Origin of the sequence: Alkalibacterium sp. 20 (assembly GCF_001885615.1) — a bacterium.
Lineage (GTDB): Bacteria > Bacillota > Bacilli > Lactobacillales > Carnobacteriaceae_A > Alkalibacterium.
The window spans coordinates 16810-42839 of record NZ_LSRN01000018.1 but is presented as its reverse complement, the minus strand read 5'-3'; the positions used below and the strand labels follow the sequence as shown (position 1 = coordinate 42839).

At 39.4% G+C, this 26030-nt stretch carries 21 protein-coding genes; 18 read left to right on the top strand and 3 right to left on the bottom strand.

Annotation, left to right across the window (positions count from 1 at the left end):
- The first annotated feature begins 167 nt into the window (after positions 1-167).
- From AX762_RS03050 to purR, 10 genes are all read left to right on the top strand, one after another.
- The gene (locus AX762_RS03050) at positions 168-425 is read left to right on the top strand and encodes a Veg family protein (RefSeq protein ID WP_071847693.1); all 258 of its coding nucleotides are present in this window, start codon (positions 168-170) and stop codon (positions 423-425) included.
- Positions 426-584: 159 nt separating this feature from the next.
- Positions 585-1430, top strand: coding sequence for a 4-(cytidine 5'-diphospho)-2-C-methyl-D-erythritol kinase (gene ispE / locus AX762_RS03045; RefSeq protein WP_071847692.1), 846 nt, complete (start codon positions 585-587; stop codon positions 1428-1430).
- A gap of 90 nt (positions 1431-1520) precedes the next feature.
- Positions 1521-2537, top strand: coding sequence for a metal ABC transporter solute-binding protein, Zn/Mn family (locus AX762_RS03040; RefSeq protein WP_071847691.1), 1017 nt, complete (start codon positions 1521-1523; stop codon positions 2535-2537).
- Positions 2538-3105: 568 nt separating this feature from the next.
- Positions 3106-3636 carry a hypothetical protein gene (locus tag AX762_RS03035; RefSeq protein ID WP_071847690.1) on the top strand — a complete coding sequence of 177 codons (531 nt, stop codon included), beginning with the start codon at positions 3106-3108 and terminating at the stop codon, positions 3634-3636.
- Between the two features lie 120 nt (positions 3637-3756).
- Positions 3757-4983, top strand: a complete 1227-nt coding sequence (locus AX762_RS03030) for a metal ABC transporter solute-binding protein, Zn/Mn family (protein ID WP_071847689.1) — start codon at positions 3757-3759, stop codon at positions 4981-4983.
- 157 nt (positions 4984-5140) lie between these two features.
- Entirely contained in the window at positions 5141-5857 is a 717-nt protein-coding gene (locus tag AX762_RS03025) for a metal ABC transporter ATP-binding protein (RefSeq protein WP_071847705.1), read from the top strand.
- Positions 5794-6594, top strand: a complete 801-nt coding sequence (locus AX762_RS03020; protein ID WP_071847688.1) for a metal ABC transporter permease — start codon at positions 5794-5796, stop codon at positions 6592-6594. The genes AX762_RS03025 and AX762_RS03020 overlap by 64 nt, the downstream gene beginning before the upstream one ends.
- A 213-nt stretch (positions 6595-6807) precedes the next feature.
- The gene (locus AX762_RS03015; protein WP_071847687.1) at positions 6808-7797 is read left to right on the top strand and encodes a diguanylate cyclase; all 990 of its coding nucleotides are present in this window, start codon (positions 6808-6810) and stop codon (positions 7795-7797) included.
- Positions 7798-7970: 173 nt separating this feature from the next.
- On the top strand, positions 7971-11402 hold the full coding sequence (locus tag AX762_RS03010) for a pyruvate carboxylase (RefSeq protein WP_071847686.1): 3432 nt from the start codon (positions 7971-7973) through the stop codon (positions 11400-11402).
- Between the two features lie 153 nt (positions 11403-11555).
- Positions 11556-12383, top strand: a complete 828-nt coding sequence (purR, locus tag AX762_RS03005) for a pur operon repressor (RefSeq protein WP_071847685.1) — start codon at positions 11556-11558, stop codon at positions 12381-12383.
- A gap of 412 nt (positions 12384-12795) precedes the next feature.
- On the opposite strand, the gene AX762_RS03000 is transcribed toward purR, so the two are convergent.
- The gene (locus tag AX762_RS03000; protein ID WP_071847684.1) at positions 12796-13416 is read right to left on the bottom strand and encodes a general stress protein; all 621 of its coding nucleotides are present in this window, start codon (positions 13414-13416) and stop codon (positions 12796-12798) included.
- A 241-nt stretch (positions 13417-13657) separates the two neighbouring features.
- On the opposite strand from AX762_RS03000, the gene glmU reads away from it, so the two are divergent.
- The 3 genes from glmU to AX762_RS02985 all read left to right on the top strand — a co-directional run bounded on the left by glmU (position 13658) and on the right by AX762_RS02985 (position 16690).
- A complete protein-coding gene (gene glmU, locus AX762_RS02995) occupies positions 13658-15031 on the top strand; it encodes a bifunctional UDP-N-acetylglucosamine diphosphorylase/glucosamine-1-phosphate N-acetyltransferase GlmU (protein WP_071847683.1) in 1374 nt (457 codons plus the stop codon).
- Between the two features lie 109 nt (positions 15032-15140).
- Positions 15141-16133, top strand: a complete 993-nt coding sequence (locus AX762_RS02990) for a ribose-phosphate diphosphokinase (protein ID WP_071847682.1) — start codon at positions 15141-15143, stop codon at positions 16131-16133.
- Between the two features lie 113 nt (positions 16134-16246).
- Positions 16247-16690: a NusG domain II-containing protein gene (locus AX762_RS02985; RefSeq protein WP_071847681.1), complete on the top strand. Its 444-nt coding sequence runs from the start codon at positions 16247-16249 to the stop codon at positions 16688-16690.
- 93 nt (positions 16691-16783) lie between these two features.
- Here the strand turns inward: AX762_RS02985 and AX762_RS02980 are convergent, their stop codons facing one another.
- Positions 16784-17764, bottom strand: a complete 981-nt coding sequence (locus AX762_RS02980) for an L-lactate dehydrogenase (RefSeq protein WP_143139270.1) — start codon at positions 17762-17764, stop codon at positions 16784-16786.
- 180 nt (positions 17765-17944) lie between these two features.
- Between AX762_RS02980 and AX762_RS02975 the strand changes: the two genes are divergently transcribed.
- Positions 17945-19915 carry a S9 family peptidase gene (locus AX762_RS02975; protein WP_071847680.1) on the top strand — a complete coding sequence of 657 codons (1971 nt, stop codon included), beginning with the start codon at positions 17945-17947 and terminating at the stop codon, positions 19913-19915.
- 255 nt (positions 19916-20170) lie between these two features.
- Complete coding sequence (aspD, locus tag AX762_RS02970; protein ID WP_071847679.1) at positions 20171-21751, top strand: aspartate 4-decarboxylase; 1581 nt, start codon at positions 20171-20173, stop codon at positions 21749-21751.
- A gap of 181 nt (positions 21752-21932) precedes the next feature.
- Here the strand turns inward: aspD and glmS are convergent, their stop codons facing one another.
- Positions 21933-23741, bottom strand: coding sequence for a glutamine--fructose-6-phosphate transaminase (isomerizing) (gene glmS, locus AX762_RS02965; protein ID WP_071847678.1), 1809 nt, complete (start codon positions 23739-23741; stop codon positions 21933-21935).
- Between the two features lie 427 nt (positions 23742-24168).
- Between glmS and AX762_RS02960 the strand changes: the two genes are divergently transcribed.
- The 3 genes from AX762_RS02960 to pth all read left to right on the top strand — a co-directional run bounded on the left by AX762_RS02960 (position 24169) and on the right by pth (position 26021).
- Entirely contained in the window at positions 24169-24729 is a 561-nt protein-coding gene (locus tag AX762_RS02960) for a hypothetical protein (protein WP_071847677.1), read from the top strand.
- A 135-nt stretch (positions 24730-24864) separates the two neighbouring features.
- Positions 24865-25275, top strand: a complete 411-nt coding sequence (locus tag AX762_RS02955; protein WP_143139269.1) for a hypothetical protein — start codon at positions 24865-24867, stop codon at positions 25273-25275.
- 185 nt (positions 25276-25460) lie between these two features.
- Positions 25461-26021, top strand: a complete 561-nt coding sequence (gene pth, locus AX762_RS02950; protein ID WP_071847676.1) for an aminoacyl-tRNA hydrolase — start codon at positions 25461-25463, stop codon at positions 26019-26021.
- Positions 26022-26030 lie beyond the last annotated feature (9 nt).

Below are 26030 nucleotides of genomic sequence, written 5' to 3'. Positions count from 1 at the left end.
TAATAAAAAAATCAATCTCAGCTGTCTATATCTTTATTTTATAGGCTTTTAAACGCTCATGGTAATTTAGTCTTCACAAAGAAACCTATCATTATTCACGAATAAGCTTTTAATTTTCGGCTTTTAGTGGTATAATGAAATTACTACTTTGTGAGGTGAGTCGAAATATGCCAACTACATTAGCGAGTATTAAGAAATCTTTGGATAGTCAAATTGGTAAAGAAATCAAATTGATTGCCCAAGCTGGAAGAAAAAAGACGATAGAGCGCAAAGGTATTTTAGCAGAAACATATCCTTCTGTTTTTGTTGTAAAACTTGATCAGGAAGAAAACGCAGTAGAAAGAGTATCCTATAGCTACACAGATGTTTTAACGCACTCTGTCGAAGTTGAATTTTTTGAAGAAGCAGGGCTTATTTTAAATTAAACAGAAGAATATTGGTAAGTAGTATAATTTTTAAAATTATACTACTTTTTTTATGTCTAAAATTATAAAAAGTTGGATTCGTAGTCTTTTCTTTTCCAAAAAAGGACCAACTGATTTACAATAAGAATAAATGAGTCTGCTAGGAGAGGAGGAAGTCAATTGTCTCTATATGAAAAAGCCCCAGCCAAAATTAATTTATGTTTGAATGTATTACGAAAAAGAGAAGACGGGTTTCATGAAATGGAAATGATCATGACCCCGATTGATTTGTCGGATCGACTGACCTTTAATCTGCAACCTAATGAAATCAGTCTTGATTCAAACAGTTCCTTTATGCCACTTGACGAACGTAATATTGTCTATCAGACAGCTCGTCTACTTAAAGATACATATCAAGTGAATCAAGGTGTGGATATTTTTATTGAAAAAAACATTCCTATTGCGGCCGGATTAGGTGGAGGGAGCAGCGATGCAGCGGCAACGCTAAGAGGCTTGAATCGATTGTGGAATTTAAATCTAACAACTGAGCAACTCGCACACTTAGGCTTGAAAATCGGTTCAGACGTACCTTTTTGCGTATATGACCGAACGGCTTTTGTTTCTGGCAGAGGAGATATAGTTGAACCGATCGTAAGATTCCCAAAAGCTTGGGTCATTCTAGTGAAACCGCCAAAAGGTATTTCGAGTTGGACGGTTTTCAAGGACTTGGAGATAAACACTTTGCCCACCTATGATATTCAGTCCATGCGGAAAAAAATAGAAAACAGGTCATTTCAAGAAGCTGTTCGATTTGCCGGTAACGCTTTGGAAGTGCAGGCGACCAAACAAAACCCTCTGATCATCGAGGTGAAAGAAAAAATGCTTCAGTTTGGTGCGGATACCGCTTTGATGAGTGGAACTGGACCGACCGTCTATGGTTTGACTCAGAATATAAATAAGGCAAAGCGCATTGTTAACGGGTTGAAAGGGTTTTGTCGAGAAGTGTATTTAGTGCGAACATTATAATCTATTAAATTATAGCTTGACAGTGGGTAGTGAAAAGTGATATCCTTTAAATCGTAACTATTACGATTTAAGAAATGGAGGGCTTTAACAATGAAGAACATAAACAAAATACTTATTTCACTTCTTTCGCTCTCGACTCTGGCTGCATGTTCAGCTGATACACCCGGAAATGGTGAAGCAGCGGGTACAAAGGAAACGACAGATGTAACAGAAACTGGAGATTTGAATTCTAATGAAGAAGAAAAATTGTCCGTGGTAACGACCTTCTATCCGGTATATGAATTTACGAAGCGCGTAGCCGGAGACAGTGCTGAGGTTGAACTGATGATCTCTGGCGGCACAGATGTGCATCATTATGAGCCAAGCGCTCAGGACATCGCCTTGATCAACGATGCGGATATGTTCGTTTTCAGCAGTCATGAGATGGAAACGTGGGTAGAAAGCATGCTGGCTTCTCTTGATAATGAAGATATCATTGTTGTTGAACAAACAGAGGCTATCGATTTGATGGAATCGTTAGCAGCGGATACTCATGAAGATGAAGAAGATGATCACGGTCACGAAGAAGATGAAACGGATGTTCATAACCTGGATCCTCATGTCTGGCTAGACCCTGTGTTGGTTAAGGACCAAGTGGAAACAATGCGAGAAGCATTCAGCGCAGTTGATCCGGAAGGTTCGGATGACTATACTCAAAGAGCTGAAGAATTTCAGTCTGAATTACAAGAATTAAATGAGAGGTATGAAGCAGCTTTCAGCAATGCGACGCAAAGACGTTTTGTCACTCAGCATGAAGCCTTTGGTTACTTAGCTCGACGCTATGATTTAATTCAAATGGCAGTTGGAGGTATTTCGACCGAGGTAGAAGTCAGTCCTTCACGCATCGCCGAAATCAATCATCTCGTTGAAGATTATGATATTCCTGTGATCTATTATCAGGAAGGTGCGAACTCAGCGATTGCTGAAACTGTCGCAAATGAAACGGGAACTGAAATAGCAGAGTTATATAGCTTGGAATTGCTGCCCGAAGATTTACAGGATAATGAGCAAGGTTATATTGAAGCGATGACAAGGAATCTAGAAGCGTTAGAGAAAAGTATTCAGTAAATAAGAAACATTGATGGCGATGGTCTAAGTAAAGCAAGAGGTACTATGCAATATATATAGTTTATAGATTCAAATTTCCATTATGGATCAATAAAAAAGCTGAATTCATATTCAGTGGATTGAAAAAAATTTATGAAGAAGCATAACATGTAAGATACTCATAAATAAGAAACTTCTGAAAAGTTCTATTCATTTTCAGAAGTTTTTTTATTTTTCATTAATGTAATAGTAGGGAAAATAAAATCTGTTTAAGAGGTTGACAAAGCAAACTGATTCCTTTAAAGTTATAAAACGTAATGATTACGATTTATAAAAAGGATAAGAAGTGAAATGATTTAAATAAATTGATTAAATGGTCAAGTAGGCTTTCAAGACGTTTGTTGCTGTCAGCGTGTCAACAAGTATCAGGTGGAGAAACTGGCCGATATATTATCCTTCCAGCTTGTATGCTGAAGGAGTGGTAAGAGACATGCTGGCTCATTAAGAAAAGGCATTGACAGAAGAAACAGGGAATGGTATTCTCTAAAACGTAACGTTTACGATTTAAATTTATTGGAGGAGAGATATTATGAATAAAAAATGGATCAAGCTTTCAAGCGTGGCTTTGCTGAGTTTGTACTTAGCTGCTTGTGATACAACTGAGGAAGCAGTAGTAGAAGAAGATGTAAGTGAAATAGCAGAAGAAGATACAACTGAAGTAGTTGAAGAAGATACAAGTGAAATAGCAGAAGAAGGCGAAGATGAAACAGAAGAAGATTTAAAAGCAGACGATCACGGTCATGACGATGAGGATCACGCTCATTCAGAAGCAGATTCTGGAGAGTCAATTGAAATTGAAGGGATGGACCATCACTATCATACTGGAGCATTAGTTGAATTGACTGCAGTGATGGCAGAAGACAGCGAATACGAGGACTGGCACTGGTACATGAGAGCTGATGAAGAGTCTGAATGGGAAGTGTTCCCAGGTCAAAATTCTAATGAGTTTTTTATTGAAGCACCCGAAGACAACGTTGAAATTCGCGCGGTACTTTATGATAATGAAAACAACCCGTATGCAGAATCCACACCAATTGAATTAGCAGTAGATAATCATTGATTTTCAAAAGCGGCAAGTTTATTTGCCGCTTTTTTTGTTAACCAAAGCTTGACGTATGACCATGAAATGTGTTGATTTATAGTCCGTAATGATTACGATTTAAAAAATAAGGAGCAACTAATGATTAATAAAAAACGTTTTTTACTGCTGCCGATTTTACTTGTCGGAGGTATAGTAAGTGCCTGTACAGCTGGTAATAGTGGGGAAACATCCGATGCAGAGCTTTCAATCGTTACCTCCTTTTATCCCGTTTACGAATTTACCCAGCAAGTGGCAGGTGATAAAGCAGACATTACATTGATGGTTGGAAGTGGCGCAGATCCGCATAGTTATGAGCCGAGTGCGCAAAATATAGCAGAAATAAATAATGCTGATATGTTTGTATATAGTAGTGAGGAAATGGAATTTTGGATTACGAGTTTACTCAATTCGATCGACAACAAAGAACTGAAAATTGTTCGCACATCAGAAGGATTAGATACTGAAGAACATTTTGATGCTCCGAGTTCAAAAGAAACGTCAAATGAAGATTCAGTTGAATCAGTGAGTACTGCTCCTTATGATGTTACTGTTCTTGGAGTAGCAGGTCATTACCACAGTGGGGATACTTTGACTTTACGTGCCCAATTTGAAGAAACAGCAGAATGGCGATGGTATACCAAAAAGATGAGCGGAGATTGGACTCAAATTGACGGAGTGACCGAGGATCGCTTTGAATACACGACTGATGATGAAGACATCTTTGTGCAGGCTGTTGCTGTCGATGCACAAGGGAATGAAACCGCCCAGTCTGAAGTTGCTCGCATCCATATTGACGATCACAATGAAGAAGATCCGCACATCTGGTTAGATCCCGTATTGGCTCAGGACCAAGTTCGTATGATTGAAGAAGCACTAATAGAAATTGATCCTGATAATGAATCATATTATGCAGAAAATGCGCAGCAATTTATAGAAGAACTGGAAGAATTGCATAAAGAATATGAAGAAGCATTCATGGATGCAAAGAACCGTTCATTTGTTGTACAACATCAAGCATTTGGATATATAGCTAGTCGATATAATCTAACTCAGATTGCCATTGGAGGGTTATCGACAGAGATTGAACCGAGCCCATCACGAATTGCTGAAATTGGAAAGCTCGTAGAAGAGAATAATGTCCCCGTTATTTACTATCAACAAGGTGGAAATTCTGCTGTCGCACAAACAGTCGCGAATGAAACCAACACAGAAACAGCCGTCTTACATGACTTGGAAATTTTATCTGAAGAATTACGAGAAAAAGATTTAGGTTATTTAGACGCCATGCGTGAAAACTTAGAAGCTTTAAAATTAAGTATCAACTAATATGATGTTGCAAAGGAGTGAATTCTTTTTTAAGAAATTTCACTCCTTTCTTTATGTTATCAAACGTTGCTAAAAGGGTCAATATGGCATACAATTGTTTAAGAGAAAATAGATGATATCTAAAAGAAGGAAATCTTTATCGAGAGGCGGTATGAAATTGCAATATATAGAAGTGAACGATCTCTCTTTTCATTATGAAGAGGAACCAGTACTTGAAAATATAAGCTTTAAAGTCAATGCTGGCGATTTTGCGATGCTTACAGGAGAAAATGGCGCAGCGAAAACAACGTTGTTACGAAATATATTGGGTCTGTTGAAACCATCGAAAGGATCTGTCTCTTTAGCTAATGAAAATATACACGGAGAAAAATTAGTGGTTGGTTATATTCCTCAACAAGTTGCTTCGTTTAATGCCGGTTTTCCAAGTACAGTTTTGGAATTAGTACAATCAGGCAGATATCCAAGAGGGAAATGGTTTAAAAAATTGGATAATGAAGATAGAGAACATGTTGAAAAGGCACTACAGTCTGTCGGGATGTGGAACGAGCGGAATAAAAAAATAGGGGAATTGTCGGGCGGGCAAAAACAGCGTATATCGATTGCCCGTGTTTTTGCGATGGATCCGGATTTATTTGTTTTAGATGAACCAACGACGGGTATGGATGTTAATTCGCGAGAAGAATTTTATAAACTTCTTAAGCATAGCAGCGAATTTCATAATAAAGGAATTTTGATGGTTACTCATGATCACGAAGAAATCAAACGGTATGCCAATAAACATATTGAACTCATTCGAAAGGAGAATTCACCATGGAGATGTTTTTCTATGGATTCATGCAAAGAGCTTTCCAAGCATCCATCCTCATTTCATTAATTGCACCTATTTTAGGCTTGTTTTTAATTCTTAGACGACAATCCTTGATGGCTGACACGCTCTCACACGTTTCCTTGGCCGGAGTGGCTTTAGGACTACTTTTAGGAATCGACCCGACATTGACAAATATCTTTGTCGTTGTTATCGTGGCAGGGTTACTGGAATATTTACGAAAGGTCTACCGAACCTATTCCGAAATTTCGATTGCCATCCTTATGTCAGGGGGCATGGCTGTTGCTTTAGTTTTAATGGGATTAAATGATAGTGGGGCAACGCTTAGCATAACGCAATTTCTCTTTGGCTCTATCGTGACCATATCCGTTCAGCAGGTCTGGATGTTGTTAAGTTTAACCATCTTGATCATTGTGTTGTACGGTGTGTTTCGTAAGCAGATGTATACACTGACTTTTGACGAAGAGACAGCTTATACTGCAGGGTTACCAACTCAAGTCATGTCTATTCTGTTCAATGTCTTAACGGGTGTGACCATTGCCTTGATCATGCCGATTGTAGGGGCCTTATTAGTATCCGCTATATTGATATTGCCAGCAGCTATTTCTCTGCGATTGAGCAAAAGTTTTAACGGTGTCATTTTTATAGGTATGGGTGTTGCGATGATAGGGATGATATTGGGCCTCATCGGTTCATATTATTTAGGTACACCACCGGGTGCAACCATTACGTTAATTTACATCGGTATTTTTTCACTGACTGCTTTATTAAAAAAAACAATGTAGGATAACAAAGCCGGGGCATCTGTCTCGACTTTTTTTTATTTAATTTTAAAAAATTTCGCTGTAGAAACGGTCCATTATGACTGTTCTAATATCTTTTTACACTCTCCTTTTGTTTACGACGAAAGAAAGTGATACACTTTTAGGTGAGACGATGTGAAAAACGAAAGACAAGTACTTTAGGAAACAATTTTTTATAGGGAGGTGAAGAAAGGATTGATTACAGATTTATTTGTGAATTTTTCAATAGGTATTTCTCTTATTTTTATCTATATGCAAATGAGGTGGAAAAGTCACGGAAAAGCAGCTGCTCCAAGTCTGTCTGTACTGATAGAGGGATTAAGCGGCGGATTCATGGGATTTCTTTTAATGTATTTTTCTATTTCTGTAACTGCTGAGACGATTTTAGATTTCAGGTATGTTCCAATCATGTTGATGGTTCTTTTCGTCGGGAAATGGCCAGCCATTATAAGCAGTTTAGTTATCATTATGAGTCGGTTTTACATAGGGATAAATCGTTCAGCGATGTATGCCATCTTGATGGTGAGTATTCTTTTGATCGGATATCTGATACTAAATGAGCTATCTAAGAAGGAAGAGCGGATGTTGAAAAAGGGTCTTTACTTAACCTTATATTCCAATATCGTAATGACTTGTTTTCTTGTTTTTTTGGTGGGAGACTTAAACATAGACGTGCTGATACTTGTTTTATGGATCACTTCTACAATGGGGGGGATTTCATCCGTCTATTTAGTGAATTACATAAGGAATTCAGAATATCTGTTTAGGAAATATCAAATCGAGTCATCAACAGATTTTCTGACAGGTTTAAGCAATGCCAGGCGGTTTGAAGACTATTGGGATAGAGTAGCTGCAGAAGCGAAAGCGTATCAAGAATCCTGCGCAATTCTCATGGAAGAAACTATAAGGATGAAAGGAAGTGCCTTTAGAAAAGGCGGAGAAGAATTCGTCATTGTTTTACCTAAGAGTGACAAAGCTGAGGCTCTAGAATTAGCCGAGAACCTAAGAGCCAATGTGGGAAAAAATGATTTCTTAACAAACAATAGGGTTGTAATTCCCATTACCGTTTCAATTGGGGTAACCGTTTATCCAGAAACCATTAATCAGCTAGCTGATATGATTGAAATGGTAGATGCTCTGCTTTATAAATCTAAAAATGAGGGAAGAAACAGGGTCAGCGTATAGACAGCATTTCTAAAAAATGGTGACCAAAAAGAATACGATAAAGTGTTTTTTTGAGTGGACCTCAATTAATTTCATTTTTTTTATCTTTAAAGACGAAACTCTGGTAAAATAGTAAGTAAGCTTAAAAAATGATGATAAAACACTCAGTTAATTAAGGATGAGGTGAGATTTCAGTGAAAAAAGTATTAGTCGCAAACAGGGGTGAAATTGCTATCCGTATCTTCCGGGCATTAGCCGAATTGAATATCAACACTGTTGGTATTTATGCTCAAGAAGATGAAGCAAGTGTCCACCGATTTAAAGCAGATGAAGCTTATTTAGTAGGCAAAGGCAAAAAGCCGATCGAAGCTTATTTAGATAGTGAAAGTATTATTCAGTTGGCAAAAGAGGCCGGTGCAGATGCGATCCATCCAGGCTACGGTTTTCTATCGGAAAATCTGGCTTTTGCAGAACGATGTGAAGAAGAAGGTCTGACGTTTATTGGGCCGGATACCTATCATTTAGATATATTTGGAGATAAGATAAAAGCTAAAATGGTAGCAAAAGAAGCAGGCATACCAATAGTTCCCGGTACAGATGGTCCGGTGGATGACGTTAACGACGTGCTGGCTTTTGGGAAAAGCTACGGCTATCCTATCATAATGAAAGCAGCTATGGGCGGCGGCGGACGAGGCATGCGTGTCGCAAATGATGAAATCGAGGCAACAGAAGGTTTTGCTAGAGCTAAAAGTGAGGCGAAAGCTGCTTTTGGTCAGGATGACATTTATGTTGAAAAATATATCGCTAACCCTAAACATATCGAAGTTCAAATTTTAGGAGACAGTCACGGTAACATTGTTCATTTATTTGAAAGAGACTGTTCCGTGCAGCGCCGCCATCAAAAAGTTATTGAAGTTGCACCGTGTGTGGACTTGGATCCGATACTGAGAGAAGAACTTTGTCAAACGGCCGTCCGCTTAATGGAACACGTTAAATATGTCAACGCAGGTACTGTTGAGTTTTTACTTGAAAATGAGTCGTTTTACTTTATTGAAGTTAATCCGCGTGTTCAAGTTGAACACACGATCACCGAGATGGTTACAGGGATAGATATTGTTCAAAGTCAGATCCTGATTGCGCAAGGAAAAGACTTGCATACAGAAGTAGGCATCCCGGAACAAAAGGGAATAACGTTAAAAGGTGCTGCTATTCAGTGCCGCATAACAACCGAAGATCCGGCGAACGGATTCCTTCCAGATACAGGAAAGATCAATACGTACCGTTCTCCAGGGGGCTTTGGGATACGTTTAGATTCTGGGAATGGCTTCCAGGGTTCTGTCATAACGCCATTTTTTGATTCATTACTCGTTAAACTATCTGCCGAAGCATTAGACTATGAAAAAGCAGTACAAAAAATGACACGGGCACTGATCGAATTCCGCATTCGTGGTGTCGTCACGAACATTCCTTTTCTGATCAATGTCTTGCAACATCAGACATTTAAAAGAGGACAGGTAACCACGCGCTTTATTGATGAAACCCCAGAATTGTTCGAATATCCGAAGATAAAAGATAGAGGAAATAAATCGTTAAAATATATTGGAAATGTTACCGTGAACGGGTTTCCAGGAATCGGTAAGATAGAAAAACGAGCATTCAAGGAACCAAGAATGCCAGAAGATCTTGTTTTACCTTCAAAAGGGTTAGTTTATCCTAAACACATTTTGGATAAAGAAGGACCGGAAAAAGTGGCAGAATGGGTTAAAGCACAAGATTCAGTCTTGATGACAGATACCACTTTCCGGGATGCGCATCAAAGTTTACTTGCAACGCGGATGCGTACGAAGGATATGCTGATTATTGCTGAAGAAACAGAAAAAGCTATTCCTGAGCTTTTTTCTCTGGAAATGTGGGGAGGCGCAACCTTTGATGTTGCCTATCGCTACTTAACAGAAGACCCTTGGGTACGTTTGAAAAAATTACGCAAAAAAATGCCTAATACTCTTTTTCAGATGTTGTTTCGTGGTTCTAACGCAGTAGGCTATGATAATTATCCAGATAACGTTTTAGAAGAGTTCATTCGCGTGGCTGCTAAAAATGGCATCGATGTGTTCCGAATTTTTGATAGTCTGAACTGGATTCCGCAAATGGAAAAAAGCATTCAATATGTGAGAGATAACAATAAAATTGCGGAAGCAGCGATTTGTTATACAGGAGACTTGAATGATTCGTCTCAGACCAAATACACAATGGATTATTATAAGCGAATGGCGAAAGAGCTTGAAGCATCAGGGGCTCATATACTGGCGATCAAAGATATGGCGGGGTTACTTAAACCTCACGCTGCTTACCGATTAATTAGTGAATTGAAAAGTACCGTCTCTTTGCCCGTGCATTTGCATATGCATGACACGAGCGGGAATGGCATCTACACATATGGTGCAGCGATACGCGCCGGCGTCGATATTGTCGACGTGGCTCAGAGTGCCTTAAGTGGAAAAACAAGTCAGCCAAGCATGGCCAGTTTGTATTATGCTTTAGAAGGGACGTCTCATGCACCCAAGTATAATATAAAAAACGTCGAAAAATTGAACCGCTATTGGGAAGATACCCGCAAGTTCTATATTGATTTTGAAGAAGGCATGCCGGCAGCTTCGACAGAAGTCTACACTCACCAAATGCCAGGCGGTCAGTATACAAACTTGAAACAGCAAGCGAAAGGTCTTGGGTTAGAAGACCGTTGGGATGACATCAAAGAGATGTATGCTATTGTTAACCGTATGTTTGGAGACGTAGTCAAAGTCACGCCTTCTTCAAAAGTCGTCGGAGATATGGCTCTCTTTATGATCCAAAACGAACTGACTGAAGAAGCGGTCTATGAGAAAGGTGAAGACCTAGACTTTCCAACATCCGTTGTACGTTTCTTCAAAGGAGAACTGGGACAACCTGAAGGCGGATTCCCTGAAAAACTACAAAAATTAGTTTTAAATGGCGATAAACCTTTAGAAAAAAGACCGGGAGCATACAAAGAACCACTTGATTTCGATAAAGTGAGAAAAGAATTGAGTGAACATTTAGACCGTGAACCAACGGAAGAAGAAATGCTCGGTTATATCATGTATCCTCAAGTATTCCTGGATTACACGTTCTTCTATAATATGTACGGCGAAGTCACAAAATTTGATACGCCAACGTTCTTTTATGGTATGCGTATGGGTGAACAAGTAGAAGTGACGCTTGAAAAAGGTAAAACGTTGATCATTAAATTGAATCAGATCGGCGATCCGGATTTAGAAGGAAATCGCGTCTTGTACTTTGAACTCAACGGTCAGGGAAGACAGATCGAGGTCAAAGACAAGAATGTCACGAGTACTGTGGCTGTCCGTAAAAAAGCAGAACCCTCCAATAGAGGACATATCGGGGCAACGATGCCTGGTTCAGTTCTTCAAGTGCTGGTTCGTCGTGGAGATAAGGTCGAAAAAGGAGCGCCAATCGTTATTACAGAAGCCATGAAAATGGAAACAACGATTCGCTCAGTTATTGCAGGAAGAGTTGAGCGCCTGTTTGTTAAAGAGGGAGATACCATTCAAACGAACGACTTGCTTGTTGAAATAGAAACGAAATAAACTGAAACCTGCGCCTTAAAAAGCGCAGGTTTTTTATCTAAATACGAACAATTTGGAATAAAAGTTGAACTAAAACTATCAATTGACGAATAAAAACGTTAAAATAAGGAATACGGAACGGAAAGTAACGTTACATTAAGAGGTGCAGTGAAAATGAAGACAAAAAGAAGCGAACGATTAATTGATATGACCCATTATTTATTGGAACATCCTCATACCTTGATTCCTTTGACCCTATTTTCGAAGAAGTATGAGTCAGCAAAATCGAGTATAAGCGAAGATTTAACGATTGTTAAAAACACATTTGCACAAAGAGGCATAGGCTTCCTGGAAACAGTTCCTGGAGTTGCCGGTGGAGTGAAATATATCCCTAAAATGAACAAAGAAGATATTGAACAGTTTGTTTCGGATCTGGTTGAAGAACTGAATCATTCCAAACGTTTATTGCCGGGTGGCTATGTCTATCTTTCTGATATGCTCGGAGACCCGAAATGGTTACGACGTATCGGTCGAGCGATTGCCTCACAATACATGGGGACCGAAGTGAACAGTGTGATGACAGTAGCCACAAAAGGTGTACCTATAGCACAGTCTGTTGCTTTTTATCTCAACGTGCCATTTGTCATCGTAAGACGTGATTCAAAAGTTACCGAAGGGTCTACGGTAAGTATCAACTATGTCTCCGGATCTTCGTTTGATCGCGTCGAAAAAATGGAATTATCCAGACGCAGCCTGGATATGGGCTCGAAAGTCGTGATTGTCGATGATTTCCTTAAAGGCGGCGGTACGATCAACGGAATGATCAGCTTGATCGAAGAGTTCAACTCCGAAGTGGTCGGAGCAACAGTCATTGCAGAAAATATTTTCAAAGGCGAACGCTCTGTTAAAGAGTACACATCACTCGTGAGAGTGGAAAACGTCAATGCAGAAGACCGTACCATTGAGGTGTCAGCGGGTAATTTCCTGTCTTCATTATCGTAAAATGATTATAATCACTAAAAATATCAGGAAGGCTGGGACATTGTTCCCAGCCTTTTTCATACGAGTGGTATTGCATTTTATTGATGAAAGGTTAGGATATAGTACGATTATTTGCCATATTCAAACACTTAACTCTTGAAATAGCATTGCTAAAGTAAAAAGTAACGCGAGCACTCCCAATGATGGCTGGAATAATCTTGCTCAAACCAGAATCTCTGTGGGTACTCCCAACAATGCCCAGAATACTACTGCCTAGATGAAAAAAACTCTGAGAAAGCCTAAATAATGGATTCAAAATAACTATTATTCTCTTCTTGACAGATGATAAGTTCAATATAATGAAAAAAACGGGAGGACTCATAGAAATATGAGTCCTCCCGTTATTATTTAAATCAATAGCCTGATGTTTCTCTTATAAATCTTCTTTTCTGGATTGACGCAATCTTTCAGCAGTTGCTTTTCTTTCATCAGCTGTTCCAGCAGTATCCTCTAATTCTGGAGGTGTACCGTCACCGGAACGAGAATCAGTAGGTGGCTGACCGCCGTCTCCCATCCCCTGTACTGAGCCTTCTTCAGGGAACCCCGCGGGTGTGCCAGAAGTTTCTGATTGCTTATCTGGAGTAGGGTCAACCGTTCTATCTGAAGCTGTTTCTGCTGCGACCGTTTCACCATTGGATTCATCGATTACGACCACATAGCGACCGTTTTTAAGGTCTTCTCTGTGTGGATAAAGGAAATCATCGTCAGCTACATAATCCGGGTCCTCAAATTCCTGGTCTTCTCTCACTTTAAAGGCATCACGGATAGATTCCCAGAAATTTTTATCGTCTTCAGTAGTTTCCTTTTTATCGTTGAAGTCCGCTTGAGCAACTTGAACATTTGCTACCTCTGAATGGTGCGTGTGTTTTTCTTCATTGGTATAAATAGTGAGCTGATCTTTTCTAAACCCTTGACTCATTAAATCGCGAATGACACGTTTTGTTTCTCTCTCATCTGGATAACTGCCAACAACTTTTTTATTCTGATCGTTCATAGTTAGCCTCCTATGGTATTTTGAATTTATTTTTGATACGTCTCAAGCAGGAAAAAACATTGCTTAATTACGTCTATTATATGAAAGGTAAACCGATAGCTCAAACAATAAACCTTATACTTCTTGAAAACAGTTGGTTCATACAGTATGATGAAAGAGGAATTTTTTAAATGAAAAAAAGTGAAATATAGTTGAAAAAGTAGTCTATTACAAGAACCGACACTCAGTTAGGAGAAAAATAATGACGAAACGATTTGCAGTCGTCCTTGCTGCCGGGCAAGGCACGCGTATGAAATCAAAATTATATAAGGTGATGCATCCAGTCATGGGTAAGCCGATGGTGGGTCACGTCGTTGATCAAGCTTTAGAGGCACGAATAGATAATATAGTGACTGTTACCGGTGTAGGTGCAGAAGTAGTGCAAGATTACTTAGGTGATAAAAGTAAATATGTACTGCAGGAAGAGCAGTTGGGTACAGCACATGCGGTAGAACAAGCTGCGCCTCTGCTAGAGGGCAAAGAAGGAACGACGGTTGTTATTTGTGGGGACACTCCTTTACTGACCAAAGAAACGCTGGAAGGCTTGATGGCTCATCATGAAAACGTTCAGGCAAAAGCGACAGTCCTAACAGCATATGCAGACGATCCGTTTGGCTATGGTCGTGTGATTCGTTCAGAAGATGGTTCCGTTTCAAAAATCGTTGAACAAAAAGATGCTTCAGAAGCAGAAAAAGCTGTCAAAGAAATAAATACAGGCACGTACTGTTTCGATAATCAGGCATTATTTCAAGCCTTAAAAAAAGTCGACAATAACAATTCTCAAGGAGAATATTACTTGCCAGACTTGATGGAAATATTGAAAAATCAAGATGAATTGATTTCTGCTTATCAGTTAGATAACAAAGAAGAAGCACTGGGCGTAAACGATCGTGTTGCCTTGGCTGAAGCAAACAAACTGATGAAGAAACGAATCAATATGCAACACATGCGTAATGGCGTAACGATGGTAGATCCTGATCAAACGTACATTGAAAGTAATGTAAAGATCGGTCAAGATACATTGATCGAGCCGGGCGTCTATTTAAAAGGCAAAACGGTCATTGGTGAAGATTGTGTGATTGGTGCGCATTCCATCGTTGAGAACAGCACGATTCATTCCAATGTCAAAGTCAGAAGTTCGTTGATCGAAGAATCAGTTATGAAGGATCACAGCAATATTGGTCCGAATAGTCATTTAAGACCGGAGTCAGTGGTTGGCGAATATGCACATATCGGTAACTTTGTCGAAATTAAAAAAGCGACGTTAGGGAAAAATACGAAAGTTGGTCACTTAACTTATGTCGGAGATGCGACATTAGGAGAAAACATCAACTTAGGCTGTGGCACTGTTTTTGTCAACTACGATGGCAAGCAGAAACATCATATCAATGTTGGAGACAATTCTTTCATCGGGTGTAACACGAACTTGATTGCACCAGTTGATATTGAAGCTAATACCTACATTGCTGCCGGGTCGACCATTACCGACAATGTCCCTTCTGAATCCCTGGCTATTGCACGGGCACGACAGGTTAATAAAGAAGGCTATTTCAAAAAAATGCCTCACAAAGATTAGAATTTTCTCTAAAATAGGGCTTTCAATTAGTTCTATGGTTGATTTATTTGTCGTGTAGGCATAAACTGATAATATATAAATGATAAGAATAAAAATAATGGAGGCCCACATGTCCGAACAATATTCTGATCCAAAATTGAAGATTTTTGCGTTGAGTTCTAATATACCTCTTGCTGAAAAGATTGCAGCAGATATAGGTATAGAACTTGGGGATGTTTCTGTAACGAAATTTAGCGATGGCGAAATCCGCATCAATATCGAAGAAAGCATTCGAGGAGACCATGTGTATGTCGTTCAATCAACATCAGCGCCGACCAATGATAATTTAATGGAAGTCTTGATCATGATCGATGCGTTAAAACGTGCGAGCGCGAAAACAATCAACATTGTCATGCCTTACTACGGTTATGCAAGACAAGACAGAAAAGCGCGTTCGAGAGAACCGATTACAGCGAAGTTAGTAGCTAACATGATCACAATGGCTGGTGCAGATCGTATGCTGACATTGGATCTACACGCTTCTCAGATTCAAGGGTTTTTCGATATTCCAGTTGATCATTTATTGGGTGCTTCCTTACTCGCAAACTGGTTCCTTGATAAAGGATTAGGTGGCGAAGACACGGTTGTTGTTTCCCCAGACCACGGTGGAGTGACACGTGCCCGTAAATTGGCTGAATTCCTGAAATCTCCAATTGCAATTATTGATAAACGACGTCCGAAAGCGAATGTTTCGCAAGTGATGAATATTGTGGGTAATGTAGAAGGCAAAACAGCCGTCTTGATCGATGACTTGATCGATACGGCTGGCACGATCACTTTAGCTGCCGATGCTTTGGTGGAAAAAGGTGCAAAAGAAGTGTACGCATGTGGGACACACCCGGTCTTTTCTGGTCCGGCAATTGAACGGATAGAAGCTTCACCGATCAAGAAAATGATTGTGACAGATTCGATCATGTTACCGGAAGAAAAAATGATTGATAAGATCATCCAGGTCAGTGTTGGTGAATTAATGGGACATGCCATTAAACGAATTCATGAAAACCGCTCTGTATCACCATTATTTGAAAAACAATTTAAAGGTTACATCAAAGACGACGAATAAGAGATAATAGACGCCCTCAATCGCGACGCATTCATTGCTCAGTACTTACGAGAATATAAATGAATGTGTTTGAGAACGAAGGCGTCTTTTATTCGTGAAAGGAGAGAAGAAGGATGCTCAAGAAAACGAAATATCATTTAAGGAATATGAAGCCTTTGGATGTTGTGATTATTGTCATCCTTCTTCTCGGCTCGTTCATTCCCCATGTGGTATACGGCATACAACTGAGTCAAGTGGCTGCCGATGCCCGGATCATAGCGACCGTTAAAATTTCTGGCGAGGAAGTTTACCAGGTGGAATTAAACGAAGATACGCCGAATGAAGAATTCACTTTAATACCTGCTGAAGGGCAGTATAATATTATCGAAGTGGATGGGACGCGCATCAGGAACAAAGAAGATAATAGTCCGGATCAGTTAGGCGTTAGAAGAGGTTGGATCAGTAACCCTGGCGAAACGGCAGTCGTATTACCACATAAATTGATTATCGAAATCCGTGCAGAATCGGCTGAAGGTGAAGAGATTTATGAAGAAGATGACGTTATTATTCCAATGTAAATGAAGAACTTAAAAAGCAGCAGACATTGAGAGAAACGCTCATGTCTGCTGCTTTTTAAGTTGAATGATTTGTTCTGACTTGAACAATCATCGTTAGTCTATGGTGAACCCTATATCGGGATTTTTTTCCAGTACTTCTTTTAAATGAGTGCGAAGCGTATTAACAGAGTGAGTCATTTTTGCTTTTTCAGAATCATTAAGTGGGATTTCTACGATTTTTTTAATACCTGAACTAGTGATGATTGCGGGTGAACCTATATAGATATCATTCTGTTTATACTCGCCTTCCAAATATACAGAAAGCGGCAGTACGGCGTGCTCGTTATTTAAAATTGCGCGTGTAATACGTGCAAGTGAAGCACCAATACCATAAAAAGTAGCACCTTTACGCTTGATTATTTCATAAGCGGCATCACGAACAGAAAAGAATATTTCTACAAGTGCCTCCTCGTCTGTATCAGGGTTATTACTTAACCATTCAGTTATTTCCAAACCGGCAACGTTCGCATGCGACCAAACTGGAAATTCAGTATCGCCGTGTTCACCAATAATATAGCCGTGGACATTACGTACATCGACATCTAAAAGGTCAGCTATGGCATGACGGAAACGCGCGCTGTCTAATGTTGTACCTGTACCAATAACCTTGTGTGAAGGAAGACCAGACAGTTTATACACAGCATAGGTTAGAATATCTACAGGGTTTGTAGCGACTAAAAAGATGCCGTCAAAACCGCTTTTCATTACATTCTCAACTACTGATTTAGTGATAAGTAGATTTTTTTCAGTCAAGTCCAAGCGTGTTTCACCTGGTTTTTGGGCAGCGCCTGCTGTATAAACAACCAGATCAGCATCATGGCAGTCTGCATAGTCGGCAACATAGATTTTTTTAGGTGCTGTAAAAGCTAAAGCACTATTTAAATCCATGACATCTCCTTCAGCTTTTTCTTTGTTGATGTCAATAATGCCTAGCTCTTGACCGATATTCTGATTGATCAACGCGAAAGCATAACTCGAACCAACTGCACCATCACCAATTAATATGATCTTTTGTTGTTTACTGTTCAATTCCATGTTTACCATTCCTTTCAATTGATTCTTGCATAAGTATAACATAAAAATGGTCGTTTTCTTTTCAGAAACTTCTTGGAATAGACACTTACTTAGGGATTGTTTATTGACGAGAACCGCTTTAAATGAGAAGATGATAATAGTTTTTTAACGCAATATTAATCAATAATAGGAGATGTTAATTTGGAACCGATAACAAGCGAAAGTTTATTTGATTTAAAGAATATATCACAACCTTTAGCTAATGGAGACCGTTTATTTTATTTGGAAACACGAACGGATAAAGAAAAAAATAAATATTTGACTTCAGCTTGGAGTATACATAAAAAGACGAATGAACGAGTTGAGTGGATCAGTGAAGAACTGAATCCTTCTCAACTGGATATGAGTCCGAATAAAAGATGGTTAAGCTTTTTATCAGCTTCTAAGGATGAAAAAATGCAGGTATACATTATGCCTCTAAGTGGTGGTGGGGCCAAAGCTCTAACCGATGAAAAAGAGGGTGTCAGCAGCTATGAATGGACGAGTAAGGGCGCTTCGTTATACTATCAGACCTCTGTGAAACCTGAAGTAGAAAAAGGAAATGATGAAACCAAAGAAAATAATAAATATACTAAAAAGATCGAATCCAAAAAGATCACCAAACTGCAATATAAAATGGACGGACAGGGGATAACTGACGTTGAGAAAACGCATCAAATAAAAAGGATCGACAGAGCCACTAAAACGGTCTCAGTCATACTGGAAAAAGACCGTCCGTTTAGTCTTCAATATGTATCAAAAGATGAAAGTTTCCTGCTTTATGCAGATAAATTAAATCCCGATGATGAATGGGTTTATGGCGCAAGTGTATTTGAATACGACATAGCAACAAAAGATTCACGATTGGTCACGAAAGATATTCCAAAAGGCAGCTTTTCGTTTGAGGCAGTAAATGAGACGGAAGAATTTTTCTTGTTTACAGGGAATGATTTTTCTCATGCGTTTGTGACACTTAACGAAGTGTATGGATGGAACCGTAGTGAGGGTACATTCAAGTCACTCTCAAAAAAAGATAAACAGGTTGGAGACGTCATCATCGGTGACTTCCAGCAAAAAACAAGTGGTTTTCCGATCATTTGGTTAGCAAACGACTCATATGTTTACCCAGTTACCGAAGAAGGCAAGCTGCAACTTTACAAAGGAGACCTTGAAGGCAATAGCGAATTGATTGTAGACGAACGTATTCATATAACTGATGGAGCATTGATCGAAGATGAAGAATGTGTTATCACCTATTCCGATTTAAATACGCCCAGTGTCCTGGCTTCTTTAGATTTAAATAATGGAAAACTTGATGTTCTTTATGATCCGAACGAGGCATTCTCAAGTGAGCACGAATATGCTGACGTTGAACATTTCTGGTACAAAGGAGCAGATGACTGGGATATTGAAGGCTGGTACGTGGCACCAACGAAAAACAGGAAGAATCATCCAGCTATTTTATATATTCACGGTGGGCCGCAAGTCTGTTATGGAGAAACTTTCTTCCATGAGATGCAGCAGCTGGCAAGTGAAGGATATGGTATTATCCTGTTAAATCCTCGAGGCGGAAATGGCTATGGGCAAGATTTCGTTGCTTCGATTATAGGCGATTATGGCAACAAGGATTACGAAGACTTGATTTTAGGAACAGATCACGTCCTTCTAAAGCATCCAGAAATCGATAATGACCGCATGTTTGTTGCTGGCGGAAGTTACGGCGGGTTCATGACGAACTGGATCGTCGGACATACCGATCGCTTTAAAGCCGGAGTGACCCAGCGCTCTATCTCCAACTGGATCAGTTTCTATGGGACGAGTGACGTCGGAGCTTTCTTTGTTGAATTCCAACTGGAAAAAGAAATCCGCGATGCTCAAGATTTATGGTCGATGTCTCCTTTGGCTTACGCACATAATATCAAGACACCACTTCTTGTGATGCATGGTGAAGAAGATATGCGTTGCCCGCAAGAGCAGGGTGAACAAATGTACATTGCGATGAAAAAACAAGGTGTCGATACCCGGCTGGTTCTTTATCCGAAATCGAGCCACGGATTATCTCGAGCAGGACTCCCGCATTTGCGATTAGATCGAATGAAGGAAATTACAGCATGGTTTAAAAAATACGAATAAAAAAAAGGCAATACAAGGTGTCATCAAAAACATGAATACGTTAACGGGAAGGCTTTCATTGAGAAAGCCTTCTTTTTATTTTTCACAATCATATGATAAACAAATGAGGTTAAACTAAAACTCTACTAAGTACCAGCCTATGACCTTTGATTTGACAAGGTTGTTTGTTATACTCACTAACAATAAACGAAAAAACAATAAACGAAAAAAAATAATTGAAATTATAGTAAACACAAAAATTATAGGAGTGGAACCTTGAAACAAAACTTAGAAAGTTTAAGCCCATTTGAATTGAATTTATATCTTGAAAGCAGAATGGTCCATCAGGACACGAACAAAGAATGGCTAAACGCCGGAAGGGGAAATCCCAACTGGACAGCACCGATCCCAAGAGCAGCGTATTTCCTGTTAGGTGAATTTGCTACAACAGAAACCATGCGCAAAGAAAAAGAATCAATTGGTACGAAGATTAAAGAAAAAGTAGGGCAAACCGCACGCTTTGAAGAATTTATTAACGGAAAAAATTCACCTGGGGCACAACTTTTACAAGATATTTGGAACGACGGGTCACACTTATTAGGTATGCCGAAAGAAACATGGTTAAATCAAATGCTGGATTACAGCATCGGGGATAATTATCCTTATCCTGAACGTGTGCTCACAGCCTGCGAACAACCGATCAAACAGTATTTACATCATGAGCTTTTTGATTCAAATACTGTTCCGTTTGATATTTTTGCGGTCGAAGGTGGGACAGCAGGGATCGTTTACACCTTCAAGTCGCTTGTCTACAACCATTTACTGGAGCAACATGATAAGATAGCGCTGATGGTCCCAACCTTTGCGCCCTATATGGAAATACCAGAACTACCGGAATATGGATTTGACGTCGAATATATCCGTGCTGAATTAATGGAGATAGACGGACAGAGAAGTTACCAGTTTCCAGTATCCGAACTGGATCGTCTGAGAAATAAAGAAATCAAAGCCGTCTTTGTTGTCAACCCGAGTAATCCGACAGCCAATGCGATTTACGGAGATTCCATCGAACAAATGAAAGATATCGTTAAAAACGACAACCCTGATTTAATGATTTTATCAGATGACGTTTACGGGACTTTTCTAAAGGAATTCACATCGTTATTCACAGCGATCCCTTATAACACAGCCTGTATTTATTCTTACTCCAAATACTTCGGCGCAACTGGATGGCGTATAGGAACCATCGCGTTGGCTAAAGAAAACATCTTCGACAAACGCCTTCGGGAATTGCCTGAGGCTAAGAAGGAAGCATTGGATGAGCGATATGGGACATTGACCTCTAGCCCGCGCGAAATATTATTTATAGATCGTTTAGTGGCTGATAGTCGTTCGGTAGCTTTGAATCATGCAGCAGGCTTGTCTGCACCACAACAAGTCATGATGACATTGTTTAGCTTATATGCACTCCTGGATACGGAAGATGAATATAAAAAAGGAGTCATGGGAATTTGTCAGACCAGAGGCAAGCTTCTTTATGATTCATTAGAGATGTCCATCCCTTATAAAAGTCTGAACACAGCGTATTACTGTGAAATCGACTTTGACTGGTGGATGGAAAAACGTTACAGTTTAGCATTTAAATCATTCGTGGAAGAAACCTGGACGATGACTGATATTGTCACAAAATTAGCAGAAGAAGAATGTCTGATGCTGCTCAAGGCAGAAGCGTTTGGCTCGAGCAAGTGGACAGTGCGCGTTTCGTTAGCGAACTTGGAAACAAAAGCTTATAAAGAAATTGGGGAACGCGTCTCGTCCATGATGGACCGCTTGTACAATGATTGGAAAAATAATTAAAACAACCATAAGAAAAGGCACGCTCGATGGGGAGTGTGCCTTTTCTTATGTTTGATTTTCAAAAACAAGCCGTTTTGAGGGTTTGTTATATAAGAGTCTCGAGTTGATTTAACCATATAAAAATAAATTGAAAACGAAAAAAAGCTGCGTACTCATGAGTACGCAGCTTTTTTTCGTTTATTTATTCAACGGTGACTGATTTTGCTAAGTTACGGGGTTTGTCCACGTCGTTACCACGATGCAAACTGCTATAGTAAGAAAGCAGTTGTGTCGGTATGACACTCACTAACGGAGATAGGAGTGGATTTACTTGCGGAATAACGATTTGATCGTCTGCACGGTTTAGACCATCCATGGAAATAACCATGGTGTGGGCACCACGCGCTTTCGTTTCCTGCAAGTTACCTCGTGTATGTCCGGCAACAGCTTTTTCTGTGATGATTGCCAGCACAGGCGTACCCTCTTCAATTAAAGCAATGGTACCATGTTTTAATTCTCCAGCTGCGAAGCCTTCAGTTTGAATGTAAGAAATTTCTTTCAATTTCAGTGCTGCCTCTAAAGCAACATGGTAATCCATACCGCGTCCGATATAAAAGGCGTTACGTGAAATACTCAAGTATTCAGAAGCAAGTTCTTCAATTGTTTCTTTATCATCAACGATGGATTGCATTGCATTAGCAACGATACCAATATCATGTAACATGGTACCTTTGTTGATCAGACCTTTTTCAAGACCGACGATCTCACTTAAAATAGCCAGCACAGCAATCTGTGCAGTGTAAGCTTTAGTCGATGCAACCGCAATTTCGGGTCCGGCATTTAAAAGTAAAGTATAAGTTGATTCACGAGATAATGTAGAACCAGAGACATTGGTTACGGTTAAAGACGGATGTCCAAGCAAGTTTGTTTTAACAAGCACCTGACGACTGTCCGCTGTTTCACCGCTTTGAGAAATAAATATGAAGAATGGTTTTTCAGATAAGATCGGGGTATCATAACCGAACTCGCTCGACACATGAACTTCAGTAGGGATATGTGTCAGGGATTCAATTAATTTCTTGCCAACTAAACCAGCATGATAGCTCGTTCCTGCAGCAATAATGTACACACGATCGGAGTTCAGCATTTTATCTACGATAGCCTGATCGACAGATAGATGCCCTTGTTCATCCTGATATCTTTGTAAAATGCGACGCATAACAGCAGGTTGTTCATCGATTTCTTTCAACATGTAATATGGATATGTTCCTTTTTCCAAATCGTCAGAGTCGATTTCAGCTGTATAAGAATCACGTTCGATGATATCTCCAGCATAATCTTCGATAATCAAAGCTTCACGGGTTACAGTAGCGATTTCTTTATCCATTAACTCGACAAATTGATCAGTTTCTTTGATCATCGCCATGGCATCACTACAAATCACATTGAAACCTTCGCCTTTGCCTAATAAAAGAGGACTTTTATTTTTGGCTGCATATATGACATCAGGATTTTCGCTGTCCATCAAAGCAATCGCGTAAGAGCCTTCTAATGTAACGATCGCTTTTTTAAATGCATCAAGGAGCTTGAGATCTTCGGTTTCTACAAACCAGGAAATGAGTTGAACGATGATTTCTGTATCTGTATCACTTTTTAATTCAACGCCATCTAAGTAAGCATCCTTAACTTCCTGATAGTTGGAGATCACACCATTGTGAACGATCGTGAAACGTTCGCTTATAGATTGATGAGGATGCGCATTACGTACACTTGGGACACCATGAGTAGCCCAGCGTGTATGACCGATGCCGGCAGTTGCTTCAACAGAGGCATCTACCTTTTCTCGTAAAGCAGCGATCCTGCCTTTTTCTTTAAACAAATGACCATCATGAGCTTTGTTTAATAGATAAATACCTGCTGAGTCGTAACCGCGGTATTCTAATTTGTCTAATCCGTGTAATAAAATATCTTTAGCATCTTTTTTTCCGATGTATCCTACAATTCCACACATTAATTTTTCCACCTTCCAGAGAGCTTTCTAATTTTTGAAAATTGGTATATACCCCATGCCATATCTAAATGACGGGTATTGTTGACAAGCATTACTATAATAAGGGTATTTGTTCATAAAGTCAATACATTTAATCGCTAACGAAAAAATGTAGTGGTATAGGTAACAACATGTCTGAAAACACTGAATTTTTTACTCGAAAAAATTAGCATAGTGTACTTATAATATAAGTCAAGGCGACGAGAGTCAAGCTGCAGGATCGGTTTAAAGCAGAAAAATAAAATAACGTTCGCTATGTTATTTTGACCACATATAAATAATTGTGCTGATTTTATTATTATGGTATGATAATTTCTAATAAAAGAATGTTTAAATAATGGCATAATTTTAATGAAACAAACACAAGAACATAGGAGGAATGAAAAAAATGAAGTACATGAAATTAGTGAGTTTATTAGCTGTATCAACGCTCGCCTTAGCAGCCTGCGATACGGACGAAGAGCCGGTATCTGACCCAGAGATGGAAGAGGGTACCGAAGAAACTGACGGAGCTGAAGTTGAAGAAACTGACGAAACAACAGAAGAGTCAGATGAAGAAAATGGCCAAAACGCTCATGATATCATTGATGACATAGAGGGTGATTTGGACTACACCTCATCTGTTGAATTAGAAGTTACCGGCGGAACATGGTCTCAAGACGGCTATATCTTTACTCCTGAAGAGGGCGAAGCGACCATCAGTGGTTCAGCAGCGTCTGCTGAAGAAGATGCTGAAATCTTCGCGTTTGTTATGCAAGATGGAGCAGTCATTGACAAACCAGCAGTTGAAGAAGGTGCTTTCACATATACAGTAAGCGCTACTGACGCTGATCAAGAGTTTCAAGTCGGTGTTTCTGATGAAGATTTATGGGAAGGCGGCGACGAAGCTGACGCTGAAGAGTTAGTAAGATACGAGAACATTATCGTTTCAGCATCTCAAGGAGAATAAATAAATGAAAAAAGCCAAAGGATGCTCTAATAAATTTCTTTGGCTTTTTTTGTTATTCTTCATTGTTTCTTAAAACTTATCCTGTATACTGACTTATGTAAAAGGTATAAAATATAAATGATAGAGAAAAAAGGAATGAATGGTATGCAATGGATCAGCAAGATATTGTTTTATATGAAGGGCCGTTATGGCTATGATGAATTTTCAAAAGCTTTGCTCCTGTTTGGACTGGTGTTAGGTATTTTCAGTAATTTTTCAGAAGGGATCATCCTGACCGCTGTTGGAATGGCTGCTATCGCTTATGCCGGATTACGCATAGTTTCGACAGAGAAAGGGAATCGTCGCAAAGAGTTGCAGCAGTATATCAGAGTGAAACAGTCACTCTTTATAAGCTATAGAAAAACAAGAAACCGATGGATACAAAGGAAAGCATTTAAAATTACAAAATGTCCGAACTGTAAACGAAAAATCAGAGTTCCTCGTGGCAGGAAAAAAATACGGATCACATGCCCGTCTTGTCAGCATAAATTCGTTAAGAAAACCTGAACCTGAACAGGTGGGTTAGGAATAAAAGATATGCTATAATAATAGAATAATATAAAAGACTGGACGTAGCCGTTCAGCTTTTTTGTATGTTCAGGACTATTTTAAATGATACAAAATAAATGGGATGATATGGAAAGATTTTCGAATTTTTCTTTAAAGCCCAATGTAATTATGAGGAGACAGTTATGAAGTTAATTTTTGGACTAGGTAATCCCGGTGGCAAATATGCAAAAACTAAACATAATATTGGATTTATTACGTTAGATGAGATCGCTTATCAAAAAGGTTGGACGTTCAACCGCTCTAAATTTGAATCGGTTTACGCAGAAGGCATGATAGGAACAGAAAAAGTTCTTCTGATAAAACCGCAGACATACATGAATGATTCAGGACGTTCAGTGAGACCATGGCTGGATTACTACGATTTAAACGAAGAAGATATCGTCGTTATATACGACGATATGGATCTGCCAACCGGTAAAATACGCTTAAGACAAAAAGGAAGTGCCGGGGGACATAACGGTATCAAGGATATTATTGATCATATAGGCACGCAAAATTTCAATCGCGTGCGTATGGGAGTGGGGCGTCCTTTCGAAAACCAATCTGTTGTTTCACATGTGCTCAGTCCTTTTCATAAATCTGATCACGAAAACATGTTAATGGCTGTGAAGAAAGCAGCAGACGCTTCGATTTATTGGGCGGAAGGTCATACTTATGTGGATACAATGACTCAGTTTAATTGAGCAAAAAGG